The 16,471-nt window shown below is 42.7% G+C and carries 12 protein-coding genes and 1 tRNA gene; 2 read left to right on the plus strand and 11 right to left on the minus strand.

All coding sequences use genetic code 11. From position 1 onward, the window contains the following. Window positions 1-57: 57 nt before the first annotated feature. On the minus strand, window positions 58-2,913 hold the full coding sequence (locus ISP07_RS18870) for a TonB-dependent receptor domain-containing protein (RefSeq protein WP_209328551.1): 2,856 nt from the start codon (window positions 2,911-2,913) through the stop codon (window positions 58-60). A gap of 367 nt (window positions 2,914-3,280) precedes the next feature. Here ISP07_RS18870 and ISP07_RS18875 point away from each other — a divergent pair, with 367 nt between their 5' ends. Continuing rightward, window positions 3,281-4,126: a MurR/RpiR family transcriptional regulator gene (locus ISP07_RS18875; RefSeq protein WP_209328552.1), complete on the plus strand. Its 846-nt coding sequence runs from the start codon at window positions 3,281-3,283 to the stop codon at window positions 4,124-4,126. A 77-nt stretch (window positions 4,127-4,203) separates the two neighbouring features. Here the strand turns inward: ISP07_RS18875 and ISP07_RS18880 are convergent, their stop codons facing one another. From ISP07_RS18880 to ISP07_RS18920, 9 genes are all read right to left on the minus strand, one after another. After that, window positions 4,204-4,473: an energy transducer TonB gene (locus ISP07_RS18880; RefSeq protein ID WP_209328553.1), complete on the minus strand. Its 270-nt coding sequence runs from the start codon at window positions 4,471-4,473 to the stop codon at window positions 4,204-4,206. A gap of 101 nt (window positions 4,474-4,574) precedes the next feature. Further along, on the minus strand, window positions 4,575-5,753 hold the full coding sequence (locus ISP07_RS18885) for an exo-beta-N-acetylmuramidase NamZ domain-containing protein (RefSeq protein WP_209328554.1): 1,179 nt from the start codon (window positions 5,751-5,753) through the stop codon (window positions 4,575-4,577). After that, window positions 5,753-6,715, minus strand: coding sequence for an N-acetylmuramic acid 6-phosphate etherase (gene murQ / locus ISP07_RS18890; RefSeq protein WP_420706878.1), 963 nt, complete (start codon window positions 6,713-6,715; stop codon window positions 5,753-5,755). The genes ISP07_RS18885 and murQ overlap by 1 nt, the downstream gene beginning before the upstream one ends. Beyond that, complete coding sequence (locus ISP07_RS18895; RefSeq protein ID WP_138601984.1) at window positions 6,678-7,589, minus strand: BadF/BadG/BcrA/BcrD ATPase family protein; 912 nt, start codon at window positions 7,587-7,589, stop codon at window positions 6,678-6,680. The genes murQ and ISP07_RS18895 overlap by 38 nt, the downstream gene beginning before the upstream one ends. Continuing rightward, window positions 7,590-9,158: a sodium:solute symporter gene (locus tag ISP07_RS18900; RefSeq protein ID WP_209328555.1), complete on the minus strand. Its 1,569-nt coding sequence runs from the start codon at window positions 9,156-9,158 to the stop codon at window positions 7,590-7,592. Window positions 9,159-9,238: 80 nt separating this feature from the next. Next, window positions 9,239-9,988 (minus strand): L,D-transpeptidase family protein, encoded by a 750-nt coding sequence (locus ISP07_RS18905; RefSeq protein ID WP_082389162.1) that lies wholly within the window; start codon window positions 9,986-9,988, stop codon window positions 9,239-9,241. Next, window positions 9,985-11,097 carry a dipeptide epimerase gene (locus ISP07_RS18910; protein ID WP_209328556.1) on the minus strand — a complete coding sequence of 371 codons (1,113 nt, stop codon included), beginning with the start codon at window positions 11,095-11,097 and terminating at the stop codon, window positions 9,985-9,987. Before ISP07_RS18910 ends, ISP07_RS18905 begins: the two co-directional genes overlap by 4 nt. A gap of 8 nt (window positions 11,098-11,105) precedes the next feature. Then, window positions 11,106-12,482, minus strand: coding sequence for an SH3 domain-containing protein (locus ISP07_RS18915; RefSeq protein WP_209328557.1), 1,377 nt, complete (start codon window positions 12,480-12,482; stop codon window positions 11,106-11,108). 16 nt (window positions 12,483-12,498) lie between these two features. Then, window positions 12,499-13,758 (minus strand): hypothetical protein, encoded by a 1,260-nt coding sequence (locus tag ISP07_RS18920; protein ID WP_209328558.1) that lies wholly within the window; start codon window positions 13,756-13,758, stop codon window positions 12,499-12,501. Between the two features lie 211 nt (window positions 13,759-13,969). On the opposite strand from ISP07_RS18920, the gene ISP07_RS18925 reads away from it, so the two are divergent. Next, window positions 13,970-15,985, plus strand: coding sequence for a TonB-dependent receptor (locus tag ISP07_RS18925; protein ID WP_209328559.1), 2,016 nt, complete (start codon window positions 13,970-13,972; stop codon window positions 15,983-15,985). A 409-nt stretch (window positions 15,986-16,394) separates the two neighbouring features. On the opposite strand, the gene ISP07_RS18930 is transcribed toward ISP07_RS18925, so the two are convergent. Further along, window positions 16,395-16,471 (minus strand) — tRNA-Arg (locus ISP07_RS18930).

The raw sequence follows: 16,471 nt of genomic DNA on the forward strand, positions 1-16,471 counted from the left end.
AGAGCTAACCTACATATTAGGTAAGTTAGCTCTTATATCTTATGTGCCCACTATACTTTAAAAGCGATATTCGGCATTTAATGTATAAGCTCTTCCTCGTGGATCAGCTACACGGGGATCAAATGCAGCACCCGGCGAGTAATCGTTTTGATGAGCTGTGAACGGTGGATCACGGTCGAAAAGGTTTTTAATACCAAAGGTTAAACCTATATCCTTAAAACCTGTATACGAAACACTGTAATTATAAATTAAGTAACTCGAAACCGTTGGGCTATAATCTTCCACCTCATTGATGCTTATTGCACCCGACTGTATACCTGCTGGCACTTCATCTTCATAACTATCACGGAAGATTTGCGTCACATTATGTCGCCAATCGCCATGTGCATAGTTAAACGCAAGTGAGTGCTTCCAACGAAGTGGAATATTACCACGAGAGTGAGTACCCACTAAGTTATCGCCAAATGGTACATTATCAAGCAGTTTCTTACGATCCTCAATTAAGTAACTGCCATTGAAATGGATATCCCACAGGCCTTCTCCTAACTCACCATTAATTTGCATACCTAACTCAACACCACTGGTATTTCTTTCACCGGCATTGATATAGCGCATGTCGATCGCTCGCAAAGCACCAGACTCATCACGAATAAAGTTACTGGCAAACAGATCTGGGTTATCTAATAAGTCTTGACGTACAGGTGTCTGAATAGTGCCCTCGGTGATTATTTCCCACCAATCAAGATTTAAACTAAAGGCACTGCTAGGCGCCCAAACAAAACCAAAGCTCGATTGCTTAGACTCTTCGGGCCCTAAGTCTTCCTTACCACCATAAATGAGTACTGGTGAGATAGGTTGACAGTTAGGATCAGAAGCATCAACAACACCACCTTGACACACCGCAGGATCGGCTAAATCCGTACCAGTATATGGCTGTTCTGAAACACCATTAAACAACTGATTAAATGATGGTGCTCTAAAACCTGTGCTATAAGCACCTCTAAAAAGTAGCTCATCGAATGGCTTGTACTTAACGCCGATCTTTGGATTAGTTGTACCACCGAACCCTGAATAATGGTCGTAACGGGCTGCTAAGTTAACTTCTAACTGCTCTGTAACTGGCACTAATGCCTCCACAAATACAGCTTTAATGTCGCGGTGAACATCATCAAGTTCATTACCATTATCAAATGGTGCGCCATAAATTGTCGGACGTTCTTCAGCAGCACGGCGATCACCATTAAACTCATAGGCTTCACGGCGCAAATCGACACCTGCTGCAACCATGATGGTATCGCCACCTAAACCTAATTCAAACCCAGTATCACCAGAGATAGAAGCATCGATTTGTGTTAAAGTTGTTTTACCACCATAAAGCACAACACCTTTTGCAGACGCTGCCTCAATGGCATCCATCCCCGCCTGTGTTTGTGTCTCACCTGGCAGTAAGAAAGGGTTTACAGCACCACTACCAATTGCTTGGGCAAGTAATTCTGTATAGTGATAACCGCCGCCCAACTCAGACTCAGCTTCATTTGTTGAACGTGATATGCCTGCTTTATAGTCCCAATCGCCAAATGTACCTTCCATTCCAAGCTGTAATTTGTAAGCAGTCGTGGTCGTTTCGATTTCTCGGCTACCACAATCCATACAACGCCAGCGATACGCAATTGGTGCACCTATATTAAGCTGATCAGCACCATAATAATCCGACAGCGCATCAACAATGTAATCATATGACTCACCTGTACTTGGGTAGTACCCCTCAGCACCAATTGACCAAGGTGTTATTTGGTTTGGCTCAAATACTTTCTTTGAGGTAACTTCAGAGCCGATAAGTTCTGCAAATAGTTCTGTATCATTTTCAAGCATAAAAGTAGCGCGAGATACAAAGTCAATGCTATCAACTGGCTGTTGAAGTACTGACGCTCGAGGGTAATCCCATGAACAGCTGCGTGTTTCATTGCCACGGTTCCAAAGTGCACCAGTGTCTACACCCATATTTTCAATAGCATCACAACCTGGCTGACCTGGTAGCGCTAAAACATTTAATACGTTATTTGCTTCACCTGTTTCTGGATTAACTAAGCCTGTGCCAATTAAATTATAATTAGGGTGCGTTGGATCATCGCCGCCACCACGGTTATTTATTGATGCATATGGGGCACCACGAGTATCGGGTGAAAGACCCCTGTTTGGCTGAAAAGTATTAGTAAAGTCACGTTCATCACCATGGAGAATATCGACCTTTTTATATGATAAGGTCGCCATAATGTTATAGCCATCATTATTCAAGTCACCTGTACCACCCAAAATACTGAAACGGCTGATGTTACCGCCGCCTGCTTCGGTGATATCTGTAAACCCATTTAGCTGTACACCTTGGTAGTCTTTTTTCAGAATAAAGTTAATAACTCCACCAATAGCATCAGTACCATAAACTGCAGACGCACCATCACGTAATACTTCTACACGCTCTATCGCAGCAAATGGAATCGAATTTAAATCAACCGATGCCCCTTTTAAACCGTGACTTGCAACTCGTCGCCCATTTAATAGCACCAATGTAGAACCAGCTCCTTGTTGACGAAGGTTAGCACTTGATGCACCGTTATTACCTCGCTCTTCACCACCCACAATACCTGCATTACTGCCCAGGCCATCGTTGGAATTTGAAGCAATATTTAGTTGCAGCATTAATTGCTCTGCCGAGCTAATACCTGCAGCATCGATCTCATCTTTGCTGATCACTGTAATAGGTAAATCACCCTCGAGCGAAGTTCGCTTAATACTCGAACCAGTTACCTCAATACGCTCTACTTCTTCTGATTTATTCTGTTCCTGTTGCGCCGCAAACGCGCTAAAGCTGCCTGTTGCTAATGTGATACACAAAGTCAGTTTACTTAGTTTCATCGTCTATTCCCCGAGTAAAAACTTTTTATATTTTTATTAGTAGCCCAGCTTGTATACCCAATACGGAAAACTTGGATAACCTAACGAGCCCCAATTAACACTAGCACAACATTTGCACAATATAAATAAAATATTTACAACAAAACGCAACATCTAAAATACATTATACCCAAACAAAAAAAGCTAAACATCAATAAAAATAAAGCTTTTAAGGTTGCAAAAAACTGAAAAAACAAAATAAAAGAATATTTTATTGATAGTTTCACACGTTAAACTATAGTGAAATGTGTTTACCTTTAGGATCATTAGTTACTTAACATACTTGATTAAGGTACAATGAAAAAAATTAGAACAAGAAGTGAGCCCTATGTCGACTTTTGTAAAAATTAAAGCCTTACGTCAATCGTTATCTAGCAGTGAAGCGAAACTTGCTGATTTTACCTTAAATTCGGCCAATGCTATTCGTAATTTATCATCTGTTGAACTCGCAAAAGTGGTTGGCGTAAGTCAATCAAGTGTGGTGAAATTTTCGCAAAAGTTAGGTTATAAAGGCTTTCCTGCTTTTAAGCTTGCCGTGATCGATGCTCTAAATGATGAAACGAGCGAACCTAAGCTACATGGCAAAATCACTCTAAATGACTCGCTAGAGCAAATCGCCGAAAAGCTATTGAGCAGTAAACTAGCGGTATTAACCGAAACCAAAAACCTCAACGAAGCACCTGCCGTCGAAAAAGCAGTGGAGCTATTAAAATCTGCAAAACGTATTTTAATTTGCGGTTTAGGTGGCTCAGCGCTGGTGGCAAAAGATTTTTCTTATAAATTACAAAAACTCGGTATGCCCGCAATTGCAGAGCCTGATGGGCACGCACAGCTTGCGTATGTTGCGACATTTTCGAAAGGTGATTTGGTCATCGCGATAAGTGAATCAGGTATGACACGCGAAATTGCCGAAGTTGTAAAGCACGCCAAAAGAAATGCGAGCTCGGTGATTTCAGTGACAAAATTTGGTAGCAGCCTTGTCGCCGACGCAGCAGACGTAAAACTTTACTCGGTTGCTGAGGGCGAATCTGTGCGTTTATCGTCAATCTTAGCGCGTACAGCACAAGACTTTGTCATTGACATTTTATTCATTGCCTTAACACAGTCGAGCCGACAAGGACGCAAATTACTTGAACACTCTAACGAGGTTGTTGGCGAATTTAAGAGAAATTAATTTCTCTTTTTATACGCTATCAACACGAATCAGCAGCGCAGTCTGCTTCTTTTTGTACAATTTAAAGAACTTGATGTTTAAATTGTACAAAATGCTTTTGCAGCATCTATATTAGCCGCCTCTTTCATGAAGTAGTCTAGCTGCACCGTTCGGGTTATCGCTCGCGACTCGCTGTTACTTTTACTTGCCTGCCACAGCCAATGTTTAAGTGACTCTCGCGACACATCTACAAACAGCCCTTCAGGGAAGCTCTCTACAAAACGAATATCAGTGGTATTACCTTGGTTATCAATAGTAATTACAAAGCGTGTACAGCCCGTCTGTTTGGCAATTAAATGAACTTTCATGCTATATCCTTACAAATCAAGTTCATGAATATAACATAGCTTTTTATAAGCATAAAAAACGAGGCAAGCGCCTCGTTCTTATTTATCTAGTTAGCTAGTTATTATTGATACAGCAAATACGGCGTTCGCTTGCGTTTAAAAGCGTTCAAATCCGCTTGCCAGCTTTGCTTGATTTGTTGCTCAGTTTGGCCAGCTTCAATCGCTAAACGCAATTTATCAGTTCCTGCAAGTTTATCCATAAAATCAGCGCGTTCAAAAAACGTTTGCTCATTCGCGGCGAGCTTTTGATAAGCCGAAATAAACAAGCTTAAATCTAGGCCTTGAATATCAGCATCTCGTAAGTCTTGACCAAATACTTCAACCCCTTTGAATTTAGGGTGCATTGAAGCGCCTTTAATCGCCCTAGGCGTAAAACTAAATTCGCCGAGTTTAACTGGCGAGTAACCGACAACTTGAAACGGAAAATCAGTGCCACGGCCAATAGTCACAGGCGTTGCTTCAAAGAAACACAAAGATGGATAAAGCGCAATTGATTGGGCATTTGGTAAGTTAGGGCTTGGCTTTATTGGTAGCTCATAAGCCATAGCACGGTCGTAGTTTGTAACAGGCACGACACTTAGCTCAAGCTTATCAGCGTCACTTATCCAGCCTTCGCCTTTGATCATTTGAGCAAGTTCAGCCACTGTCATACCGTGTAAAACAGGAATTTCGTGCATGCCAACAAATGAGCGAAATTGTGGGTCAAGAATAGGCCCATCAACATAGGCAATATTCGGATTAGGTCTATCGAGTACCACAACCTGTTTACCATTTTCAGCGGCAGCTTCCATTACGTAATGCATTGAGCTGATGTAAGTATAAAAACGCACACCAACATCTTGAATATCAAAAATAATGACATCTAGATCTGCAAGCATCTCAGGGCTTGGCTTTTTATTACTGCCATAAATCGACACAACATCAATGCCGGTTTTAGCATCTACTGTGCTTTTAACGTGAGCACCGGCGTCATGATCGCCGCGAAAACCATGCTCTGGGGCAAATATTTTGCCGATCACTACGCCATTATCAAGTAATGCATCAACCAAATGTTGACCATTCACCACTGACGTTTGATTAACTACCAAGCCAACACGTTTACCTTTTAATGCAGGAACATAAGCTTGAAAATTGGCTGCGCCCACCTGTAAAGGCTGTGCATTTTTAGGCGCTGGTGCAGGTGTTTCTTGGCAACCTAAAAGCGCAAAACAACTAAGAACTAAAATAACTAATAAACGCATTATTCTTCAACCGCCTTACGTAAAAAGCCACCCGCTTTTGACAATAACTGTTTTGCTTCAGGGGCTGGTTTTCCGGTCAACACAATTAAAATAGCCAGTTTTGCGCTTTGCTCTGCTTGCTTTAATGCATCCACAGCTTGCTGCTGTGTACACTCTGTTGCTTGCATCACAATACGAATAGCACGAGCGTGCAGCTTTTCGTTACTGGCATTCACATCAACCATCAAGTTTTTATACACCTTACCTGTGCGGATCATGCTGGCTGTACTTAGCATATTCAACACCAGTTTCTGTGCAGTGCCCGATTTCATACGTGTAGAACCAGTCACAGCTTCTGCACCAACTACAGGGCAAATACCAATTTTTGGTAAACGCATCACTGCTGAATCTGGGTTACAAGTAACACCCACAGTGACACAACCTAACGATTTAGCGTATTCAATTGCCGAGCAAACATAGGGGGTACGGCCACTGGCAGCTATGCCAACCACGACATCTTTGCTGGTTAAATTCACATTTTTTAAATCTTCAACAGCAAGTGTTGTACTATCCTCAGCGCCTTCTACGGCTTTTTTAACCGCGGTGTCACCACCTGCAATAATACCGAGCACTTGCTGATCGCTAACGCTATAGGTAGGCGCACATTCAACTGCATCCAAAATACCTAAGCGACCACTGGTGCCAGCGCCAATGTAGATTAACCTGCCACCTTGTTGGAATGCGTCAACCACATGATCGACAGCTTCACTAATTTGTGGGATCACTTGTTTCACGGCACCCGCTACTTTGTGATCTTCATTATTGATCTTAGTGAGGATCTCAGTGGAGCTGAGCAGATCGATATCCAAAGTGTCTGGGTTTTGCCCTTCGGAGACAATACCGTTTAACTCTTCGAGTAACTCACGTTGTTGCTTAAAGACGTGCTCAGGGCTCATTGGGTTGTCCTTTTTCAATAATGTCATGGTAATGCTTTGCCGCTAAAATGGCGGCACCAGTTAATGAATCTCCTTTACAAGGAGATAATTCGTTTTGTAAGGCACGTGGCAATAATGGTTGGCTGACTTTCGCTAAACCACCAATTAAAATCACCGGTAACGGCGAGTTACCTCGGCTTTTATTTATTAACCTAACCACCGATTGGGTATGCTCTGTTAATACCGTTTTTGCCGCCTCACAGTCGTTTTGTAAGCTAAACACTAATGGGCTAAATGCTGCATAATCCGCAGGTTTTGCTTGTTTAAGCCAACTACTAATTGTTTGACGAGTGCATCCTAGCTGCTCACTCAAACGAACCGTTAATCGACTTTTTGGTAAATCATAAATATCTATATCGTTTAATAATTGCTGCACTGCCATCAGGCCGATGCGGGCACCACCGCCAAAATCATCAACGGAAAAGCCCCAGCCGCTCACCAACTTTGTTTGCTTTTGGGCGTTTAATCGTGCCCCGACAGCACCGGTGCCAAGGGCAATAACCACACATGGGTCACCAAGATTAGCACCATATAATGACGTAATTGCATCGCTGGTAATTTGCAAACTGGCAAATTCTATTTCGTACACCAGCTTGAGCATCACTGTTAATTGCTCAGCAAGACTCTGCGATGAGCCACCAGCAACACCCATAACGGTGACAATTTCACTCGGCTTTGCACCACTTTGCTGGCATACATCGCGGGTCACTTTAACAATGTTTTCTAACGCTAAATCAAGATCATTCGAAATTGATGCCGAACCCGCTTGGGCACGGAAAGTCGCACCACTTGCCTGCTCTTTTAGCTCAGCTAACACTTTGGTGCCGCCGCCATCGATGGCTAAAATATAGCGTAAGGCCATTTATGCGCTCTTCTCGTGTGCCGCTTTACCTAGGCAACATACAATAGTTGCGAGCAATGTACCTATGCATAGCTGCCAAGTAAATCCTAAGTAAAAGCGCATTGACTCAGGTAGTAGCCAGTCAATCATGTAGGGCTGCATTAATAAGGTCACCATAAAGCCCGCTATTAGCGCCGCTAACACTGAACCTTCACTACCTCGTTTGGTGAACAAGGTAGTAAAATACACACCTAACAAACCGCTGTACGAAAACACCATGACACTGAGCGCAAATTTTAATAATGGCATATCACTGTATTGCTGCCAGAAATAGCAAAGAATAGCCATAAGCGCTAAGGCAAGGCTTACTAGAGCCATACCTACACGACCCGCTTTTACAAAGTGCTGGTCATTTACTTGTTTATTGTGTTTTTCCAAGTAAGGGCGATAGATATCTTGTACGATGACTGAAGACATCGAACTAAGCCCAGAGTTCAAAGTAGAAATAGCGGCAGCAATAATACCCACGCTGACTAAACCTTTAACCCCGGCTGGTACTTCGTTTAATACGTAGTACATAAAGATAGTAATTTTTTCGCCATTAAATTCTTGTACAACCGTTTGCCCAGCTTCGTTATTCATTAGTGCAGGTTGCTGATAAACAATATAAAGCAGCAAACCAATAAAGATAAAAATAGCCATAACCGGGATCACCATCACCACCGATAGTAATAACGCTTTACTGCCTTCTTTTGGACTTTTACAGGTTAATAAACGCTGCGTCATATCTTGGTCTAAACCAAATGCGGCGATGTTTAATAGCACAAACCCCGTTAACACAGAGGCCATGTTAAATACCCCTGACGGGCCAAAGTCTAAATCAAATTTAAACAGCGCAAGTTTTGAATCTGCACCAGGACTTGGTTCATTCAGCGTTGCAATAATGGTTGAAAAGTCAGCCGGAATAACATTCAACAAGCTCCAAATAACCGCAATAGCCGCACTGACATAAACGATACTTTGCAGTACATCAGAATAAATAACGCTGCGAATGCCACCCAAAAAGGTATAAAGCAGACCCGCAAGCGCCAGCACTAAAGTTGCGATAACCACACTGTCGGCATCGATATTGCCATATAGAATCATCGCCACAGCAATCGCTGCCATATACAAACGGGCGCCACTGGCAAACACACGGCCAAATAAATACATCAAGCCACTACGGCGCTTAGCTTTTGGTCCGATACGTTTTTCAAGCAGTTCATATACAGTGAACACTTTTTGCTGGTAGAACTTCGGAATTAAAAATGCCGATACTATGAAGGCCGCAATAAAGGCACCGATATTAGTCGCAATATAAGAAAAATCACCTTGATAGCCTTGATCAGGCCCACCAATAAACGTTGCCGCTGATTGCGAAGTAGCTAAAACAGAAATAGCCACCATCCACGTTGGCATGCTATTTCCGCCTAAAAAAAAGTCTTGGCTTGAGTTAGCGCGTTTGCGATTAAACCACCAGCCACTTAGCAATAAAATTGCACCGTAACTTGCGAATACGAGCCAATCGAGAAAAGCGTAATTTGCACTCATTTATTATCCTAACCCAAACCTTGATGGAATATATTATTCCATCATTATGACAAAATTTAAATACTTTTATTTCATTATTTTTATTTAGCTAAGTTAGGTAATTGCCACTGACTTTGCTTTTGTTGATATTGCGCTTTGGTTAAGCTGACTAATAGCGGCTTTTTACGCTCATCTAACCACGCAAGTAACGCATCCATATTGCTTTCTGTCATTGCTGTGCAACCTGCTGTAGGCTTACTTGGCGCCCGCCATAAATGCATAAAGATACAACTGCCCGCGCCATTGATATTGCTTGGGTTATGCTTAACAACAATGCCTTTTTTATAAAGGTTATCTTGGCTGTAAATATCACGACGCATCCATTCTGAAGAGTCTTTTACGGCATCTTCACCTACTTGTGCTTTATCAACCAATTGGTTGTAAAACGGTGAGCCTTTCACATCGATACAATAATCATTTGCTGTCATTGCTTGATAACTAAGGTTCGTTTGTAATGAATCTAAATAGCCAAAAGCAGTACCAAGCTCAAAAATACCTGCCGGCGCTTTACCATCACCTTCTTGTTTTTGCTGACCCGGCTGTGCAGGATGCAGCCCCACTCCCCACGCAAGGCCAGTACGACCCAGTACCACCGCGTGTTGCTGGCCTTGTTGTTGCCAACTACCAGCGGTTTTTTCAAAGCGATACAAGGTAGCATCAATGGCATCACTGTCATTGGCTACCACCACCACGAGCTGTTGATGACTGTTATCAATAACAGGTTTAGGTAACTCTTTACTGGCACAAGCCGATAAACTCATAACTGCAATAAGACTGACTAGTTTTTTCATGCTGGCCATACTCCGTTTGTAATTAGTTCAAGCCCCGTTATTGATTCAATACCAAGACCTGGGGATTCCGATAAGCGTATTTGTGGGCCGCTAAATTCAACGCCCCCTTGCACAGGGTCATATTGACCAAGGGCTGGACCATCTAAATCGATTTTACTGATTTGCTGCGCTTTGGCAGAGGCTAAATGTGCAGCACCTGCAACGGCAATACTGCCCTCTAGCATACAACCTATCATGCACTCTGCTTGGTATTGCGCTGTGATATTAGCAATCTCTATTGCTCGGCTTAAACCGCCCGTTTTCATTAATTTAATATTGATGATATCAACTGCGCCAAGTTCTAAAAGTTGTATTACTTGCTTCGGTGAAAAGGCGCTTTCATCGGCCATAATCGGGGTGTTCACTCGCTCAGTAATATATTTTAGACCTTGAATATCACTGCTTTTTACTGGCTGCTCAACCAACTCTAATACCACGCCGGCTTGCTCAAGTTGCTGCAGTGCAAACACAGTTTGTTTGGCATTCCAACCTTGGTTTACATCTAAACGCAGCTGAGCCTTATCGGCAAAGCCGGCATGAATTGCTTTTACACGTTCAATATCTTGATTAAGGTTATTGCCGATTTTTATTTTTAATACATCAAAGCCTTGCTCAATCGCTCGCTGACAGTCACTGAGCATTTTATCTATATTATCGACACTAATGGTGATATCGGTTTTTAGCGCTGACTTACCACCACCAAGTAGCTTATACAAAGGCGCTTGATAGAACTTGCCCCACAAGTCGTAAACTGCTAACTCTAAAGCCGCTTTTGCACTACTGTTACCAACCACCGTTGATTGAATAATGTGGGTAAGCTGATTGATGTTTTCGATTTCTTGCCCGACTAGTTTAGGGGCAATGAACTGCTGAATCACCGCTATCATGCCTTGATGGGTATCGCCTGTAATAACCGGAGTTGAGGCCGCAGAGCCATAACCGATTTGGCCACATTCGGTGTCTATTAAAACCACTAAATCCTCGATAAAACTCACTTCTCTCAGTGCGGTTTTAAATGGGGTAACTAATGGCACTTTGAGCTTTGCAAAGCGAACATCTTTAATTTTCATACTGGCCTCTAACGAATACGCTTAATGTTATAAACACGATCTAAGTAGCTGGTTTCTTGCGATAATCTAAGTGGCAATAATGGCGTGACCGACACCCCATTCAAGGCACTACTATAAAAGCTACCATCGCCTTTGTTATAACCTAAGCCTTTAACGTCATGAATAACATAAGGCTCACCGTGATGCTCTCCTAAGTACATCATTACATGACCCGGAATATAAATTAGATCGCCAATCGCCATGTTCTTAACCGTCGGCAACTTATCATCCGCCACGGTATTTTTATCGAAACGACTATTTTGCCCGTATTCACTACTGCCTTGCTGGCCTGAATTACGCGGCATTAGTAGGCCAAAGCTCTTATAAATTTCACCAACAAACCCAGTGCAGTCGCGACCATTGTAATCATGGCCCCAACCATAACGCTCGCCTAAAAACTTAAAGCCTTGTTTAATCAGATTCTGTTCGTTGTAGTCTAGGTAGCCTAAGTTTACATCGGCAGTTTTACTGATCATCGCCGGTTTAATTACAAGTTTGCCTTGCTCATCGCGGGTTGGTAACTGTACAACATGGCTAGCATAGCTGTTTTGGCCGTTGAGCAAATACGGTACTTGCTCACTATCAACTAATGGTAAACGCACTCCCATATCGAGCTGAACTTCTGAGAGGTCTTCATCATTTGGCACATAAGCAGTATTTACTTTTGCACCGGTTACCACCAAAAAGTTATCTTGTTCGCGATAGGCTTTAATTTTATCTGCATCAGCAAAGGCAAGATCTTCGGCAGGCGTCCACGCAAGATAGTTGTAAGCACGTACTAACAACCATTTTTTATCTGCGCTTTGATGCAATACAGCAACCGCTTCGCCCGGGAACATTCCGCTTTCTTGAAAGCGATCTAAGTCTTGATCAAGGCCGCTATTTAATACCCGATCCCAGGTTGGAAAAGTGCGTAATGCCGTGCGCTTAACGACCACAGCAAAGCGTACCTCATTGTTATCTCCGACTTTGTTAAGGTTTAAGTTTTCCTGATATTTAGCAAAATCTTTCGCTGTGAGTTGGCGGCCATCAGTAAAAAAGCGCGGGCTTTTTGGAATTGAACTTGCTGAATGAATGGCGCTTGTTAGCTCGTCTTTAGTGAGCGATTTTTGAAATGAAAGAGGATCAACAATGTATTTATTATCTTTTACTAGTTTCTCGTTGAAGGCCGCAATTTGCGCCTCTGTCATGATCACTTTTGCCGATGCACCTTGTGCTAGCCAGTAGCTGGGCGAAAGCTGTGACTGCGTGACCCCGATAACATCTGATTGCCACCCCTCAGCATGTATAGGTGCACTAAAAGCAACACCTAAAGTAATTGATAAAGCGATAATTGAACGACGCATAGCTGTACCTTAATTCTTATTGAACGCGTGAATCTAATAATTTTGTAAAAGCATGCTGCAATTTTTGCTGCATTTGCTTACCAACTTTTGGCAAATTGGCTTCGTCGGCTCCCATAGTTGACTGCTGCACACTAAATGTAAACTCACGGCCACCTTGATAATTGCCTAAACATACATGTGCCAACATAACCGTTTCTGTGGTGGAGCGCGTTTCACTTGGCCCCCAACCAATTTTTTGCCAAACACGCCACTGCCCATTCGTTGCGCCATCGAGCACTTCCTTTGCTGAGCGACTATCATTTGGTGCAATAACATTTGCCAATGCATTTGTAACGATATGACTGATACCCACCATCATGCCGCCTACAGGAGCATGTTCATCTGTATGACCTGTGCCGTTAAGTAGCACAACAACATCACTTGCTTGTAAATGAGGCATTTGCGTACTTGGTTCACGCTGATGACTAACCAGACGTTTTAACCATTCCGCTTGAGCAAGTGTGGTCATTGCTTTGTTGCCCGTTAAACCACAACCCTCACAACGATACCCCAAATAGCCAGGATCATCACTGCTTGCTTTGTATCGAGCAATCTTTGCATCAAGCTCATTATTGGCAGGGTTATGCCAGTATTCGTCTGATGGCATAAACTGCTCTGAGCCATATGCGCCGTTAAATAACAAACGCTCATCCTGCAGTTTGAGCCAGCCGTCATTAAAAAGCCCACGTAAATATTCGCGCCCTGCGACATTGACAAAATAACTGGCTATCGCATTTGAGTTACCATCGGCTTTGCCAAATGCTTCGTAACTATTAATACTGCTGATCAAATCGGCGAGTGCAGTATCGCCGGCAAAAGATGCAGCACCAAGCTCTGGGTGGGTTTGTCTTACTTTTGACAGCGCACCGCTAAACGCTTGAATTTTTGATGAACTCCAAGGTTCATACAACTCATTGTGGCTGCCGTCACTTAAATACCGGTAAGCTAATTGCCCTGCTTGAACTTGATAATCAATTAGGAGTAGCTTGCCCGGTTGCTCTGGGGCTAAAAAATACTGCCAATCGGCCGCAACTCTGTTTTGCCAACCCGCCTGCTGGTAATTAACCTCAGCCGCTGATTTATAGCTTTGCAGCTTAGTTTCACTCTCAAGCGATAAACAACCGGTATTCGTTAAATCGTTTGGCAAAATAGCAGGCGCTAACATCACCTGCTCGAAGTATTGTTGGTCGGTTAACGGGGCTTTTTCTGTGTTCGCTTCACAACCAGTCAAAAGCATCAAGCCGCAACTTATAGCCAGCCGTTTTTGAAATGCACCTTTCGCATACATAAAATAAAATTCCCACTTGTTATTATTTTTGGAATATTTTATTAAATCTAACACAAATTGACCATGAAGCAAATTAACTCAATTTTTTAAACGTTTTTTGCATCCAATATTAGCAATTACTCGTTTGTTGATTAGCACCTTTCAAATAAGGATCTTTCAAATGAATAAGCTATGTATCAGTGTTGTAACCTTCTGCTGCTCTTTTAACGCGTTTGCTAATATAGAAAAAATAACAGTTTATGGTCACCGTACTGGATTAATTGGAGAGTCTATAAGCGCCTCTAGCGGTATTATTGGTCAGGGTGAAATAGAAAATAGACCCATGCTTCGATCTACTGAATTGCTTGAGTTAATTCCCGGTATGGCTGTCACCCAACACAGCGGCTCTGGAAAAGCGAATCAATATTTTATTCGTGGCTTTAATCTTGATCATGGAACAGACTTTGCCACGAACATTGATGGTATGCCTATCAATATGCGCAGTCATGGTCATGGGCAAGGCTATACTGACTTAAACTTTATAATTCCAGAAACAATTGCCACTGTTAGTTATCAAAAAGGCAGTTATGATGTGCGCCAAGGCGACTTTTCAACGGCTGGCAGTGCTTATTTTCATTTATCTGACAACCCTAAACATGATCAGCTCAGTATCACTGTAGGGGAAGATAACTTCTATAGAGGTGTTGCATTAGGGAGTACCTCAATCGGTAGTGGCAAACTGGTAGGCGCGACAGAGTGGCAAGTTTATGATGGGCCTTGGCAGGATATTAATGAAGACGTTAATAAAAAAAACGCATTGCTACGTTATAGTCGTGATTCAGAACAAGGTAACTTATCAATTACGGCAATGGCTTATGACAACAGTTGGAATTCAGCAGATCAGATCCCGCAAAGGGCTATTGAGCAAGGTATCATTTCAGAGCTTGGCTCACTCGATAAAACACTTGGCGGAGAGTCAAGCCGGTATAGCTTATCGACAAATTGGCAAGGACAAAACTTATCAGTAAGTGCATACCTCATCGACTACGAGCTAAATTTATACTCTAACTTCTCATATTTCCTTAATGATCCAATTAATGGCGATCAGTTTAACCAACGAGATAACCGCACTATCTCAGGTGGAACACTAAGCTATCAATTTACAGCTAATGTAGGTGATATTCCCGTTAATCATACCGTTGGAACAGAGCTTCGGCATGATAATGTGAATAAAGTTGGCCTATACAATACACAAGCCCGAAAGTACCTTTCAACAGTACGACAAGACAGTGTCGAGGAAACAAGCTATACAGCATACTGGCAAACACAACTTCATTTAAGCCAACAGTTAGAGGCAACCCTTGGTGTTAGATATGATTATTTAGATGCTCACGTTGATAGCGACAACAGTTTAAATTCTGGAGATGCAGATGATGATTTACTCGGCTTAAAGGCGAGTCTAACTTACTTATTTACTGATAACCTTGCTGGTTATGCAAACTGGGGGCAGTCTTTTCATTCAAATGATGCTCGTGGTGCAACCATTGCTCAAGACCCAGTAACATTTGAGGCAACAAACACCGTAGACTTACTCGTTAAGAGTAACGGTGCAGAGTTAGGGTTGCGCTACTTCGATGAGCAACAATTTAACTTTTCTGCAGCCTTTTGGTGGCTAGAACTCGACTCAGAATTGTTGTTTGTTGGTGATGCAGGTAACACTGAGGCCAGTGATGCATCACAGCGCTATGGTATAGAACTAAGTGCCTACTACTGGCTTAGTGACACATTAAGCTTAGATGCAGAAGCGTCATTTACGCATTCTCGTTTAGACATTAGCAATAACAACAACCGTATTGAGGGAGCTGTACCAGTGGTTGCAAGTGCCGGGATTAGCTGGCAGTTTGCACAACAGTGGCAAAGCTCATTACGTTTACGCCATATAGGTAAACGTATGTTGAGTGATGATGGCAGCAAACGTTCAGAGCCTTTAACTGTGGTAAATGGTTTAGTGAGTTATCAGCAAACTCATTGGAAAGCAGAACTTGAATTGCTTAACTTGTTTGATAGTAATGACCATGACATTGATTACTACTACTCATCAAGACTAGCGGGCGAACCAACAGAAGGGGTAGAAGATAATCACTTTCACCCCATTGAGCCACGCACAGTTCGATTAAGCATGAGTTTTTTATTTTAAAAAATTCGCGACTGAAGTCGCTCCTACTCTGTAGGTCGTCATTTATGGCGACATCATCGTGATGCGCGCGAAACAAGTTTCACGCCTACGGGGTGCGTTTTTTGTATTTTGAGTTGGGGGTTTTATTTGTGGAGTGGAAGTGAGGTGTTCGCGAATTGCAGGCACAAAAAAACCGACTTTCGTCGGTTTATGTCACTTTCAAGAAGAAAGTGGCGGACGCGGGACGTATTTTGAAACAGTGAACCTCCGGCTGCGTGGTTCAAAGTCGCCTAAAGAATAATAAGGTGCAATAAAACGGTATATTTATTCACGACTGAAGTCGCTCCTACAACCACACCTACGCGAATTGCAGGCACAAAAAAACCGACTTTCGTCGGTTTATGTCACTTTAACTCTACATGAGAGAAAGTGGCGGACGCGGGAGGATTCGAACCTCCGACCGCCTGGTTCGTAGCCAGGTACTCTATCCAGCTGAGCTACGCGTCC

This window comes from Pseudoalteromonas sp. PA2MD11 (genome assembly GCF_017808125.1).
Lineage (GTDB): Bacteria > Pseudomonadota > Gammaproteobacteria > Enterobacterales > Alteromonadaceae > Pseudoalteromonas > Pseudoalteromonas simplex.

Excerpts from the sequence above, each read along its gene's own strand:
- ISP07_RS18925 (WP_209328559.1), top strand. The coding sequence starts at position 13,970 with ATGAATAAGCTATGTATCAGTGTTGTAACCTTCTGCTGCTCTTTTAAC.
- ISP07_RS18880 (WP_209328553.1), bottom strand. The coding sequence starts at position 4,473 with ATGAAAGTTCATTTAATTGCCAAACAGACGGGCTGTACACGCTTTGTA.
- ISP07_RS18915 (WP_209328557.1), bottom strand. The coding sequence starts at position 12,482 with ATGCGTCGTTCAATTATCGCTTTATCAATTACTTTAGGTGTTGCTTTT.
- ISP07_RS18870 (WP_209328551.1), bottom strand. The coding sequence starts at position 2,913 with ATGAAACTAAGTAAACTGACTTTGTGTATCACATTAGCAACAGGCAGC.
- ISP07_RS18875 (WP_209328552.1), top strand. The coding sequence starts at position 3,281 with ATGTCGACTTTTGTAAAAATTAAAGCCTTACGTCAATCGTTATCTAGC.
- ISP07_RS18895 (WP_138601984.1), bottom strand. The coding sequence starts at position 7,589 with ATGGCCTTACGCTATATTTTAGCCATCGATGGCGGCGGCACCAAAGTG.
- murQ (WP_420706878.1), bottom strand. The coding sequence starts at position 6,715 with ATGACATTATTGAAAAAGGACAACCCAATGAGCCCTGAGCACGTCTTT.
- ISP07_RS18900 (WP_209328555.1), bottom strand. The coding sequence starts at position 9,158 with ATGAGTGCAAATTACGCTTTTCTCGATTGGCTCGTATTCGCAAGTTAC.
- ISP07_RS18910 (WP_209328556.1), bottom strand. The coding sequence starts at position 11,097 with ATGAAAATTAAAGATGTTCGCTTTGCAAAGCTCAAAGTGCCATTAGTT.
- ISP07_RS18885 (WP_209328554.1), bottom strand. The coding sequence starts at position 5,753 with ATGCGTTTATTAGTTATTTTAGTTCTTAGTTGTTTTGCGCTTTTAGGT.
- ISP07_RS18920 (WP_209328558.1), bottom strand. The coding sequence starts at position 13,758 with ATGCTTTTGACTGGTTGTGAAGCGAACACAGAAAAAGCCCCGTTAACC.
- ISP07_RS18905 (WP_082389162.1), bottom strand. The coding sequence starts at position 9,988 with ATGAAAAAACTAGTCAGTCTTATTGCAGTTATGAGTTTATCGGCTTGT.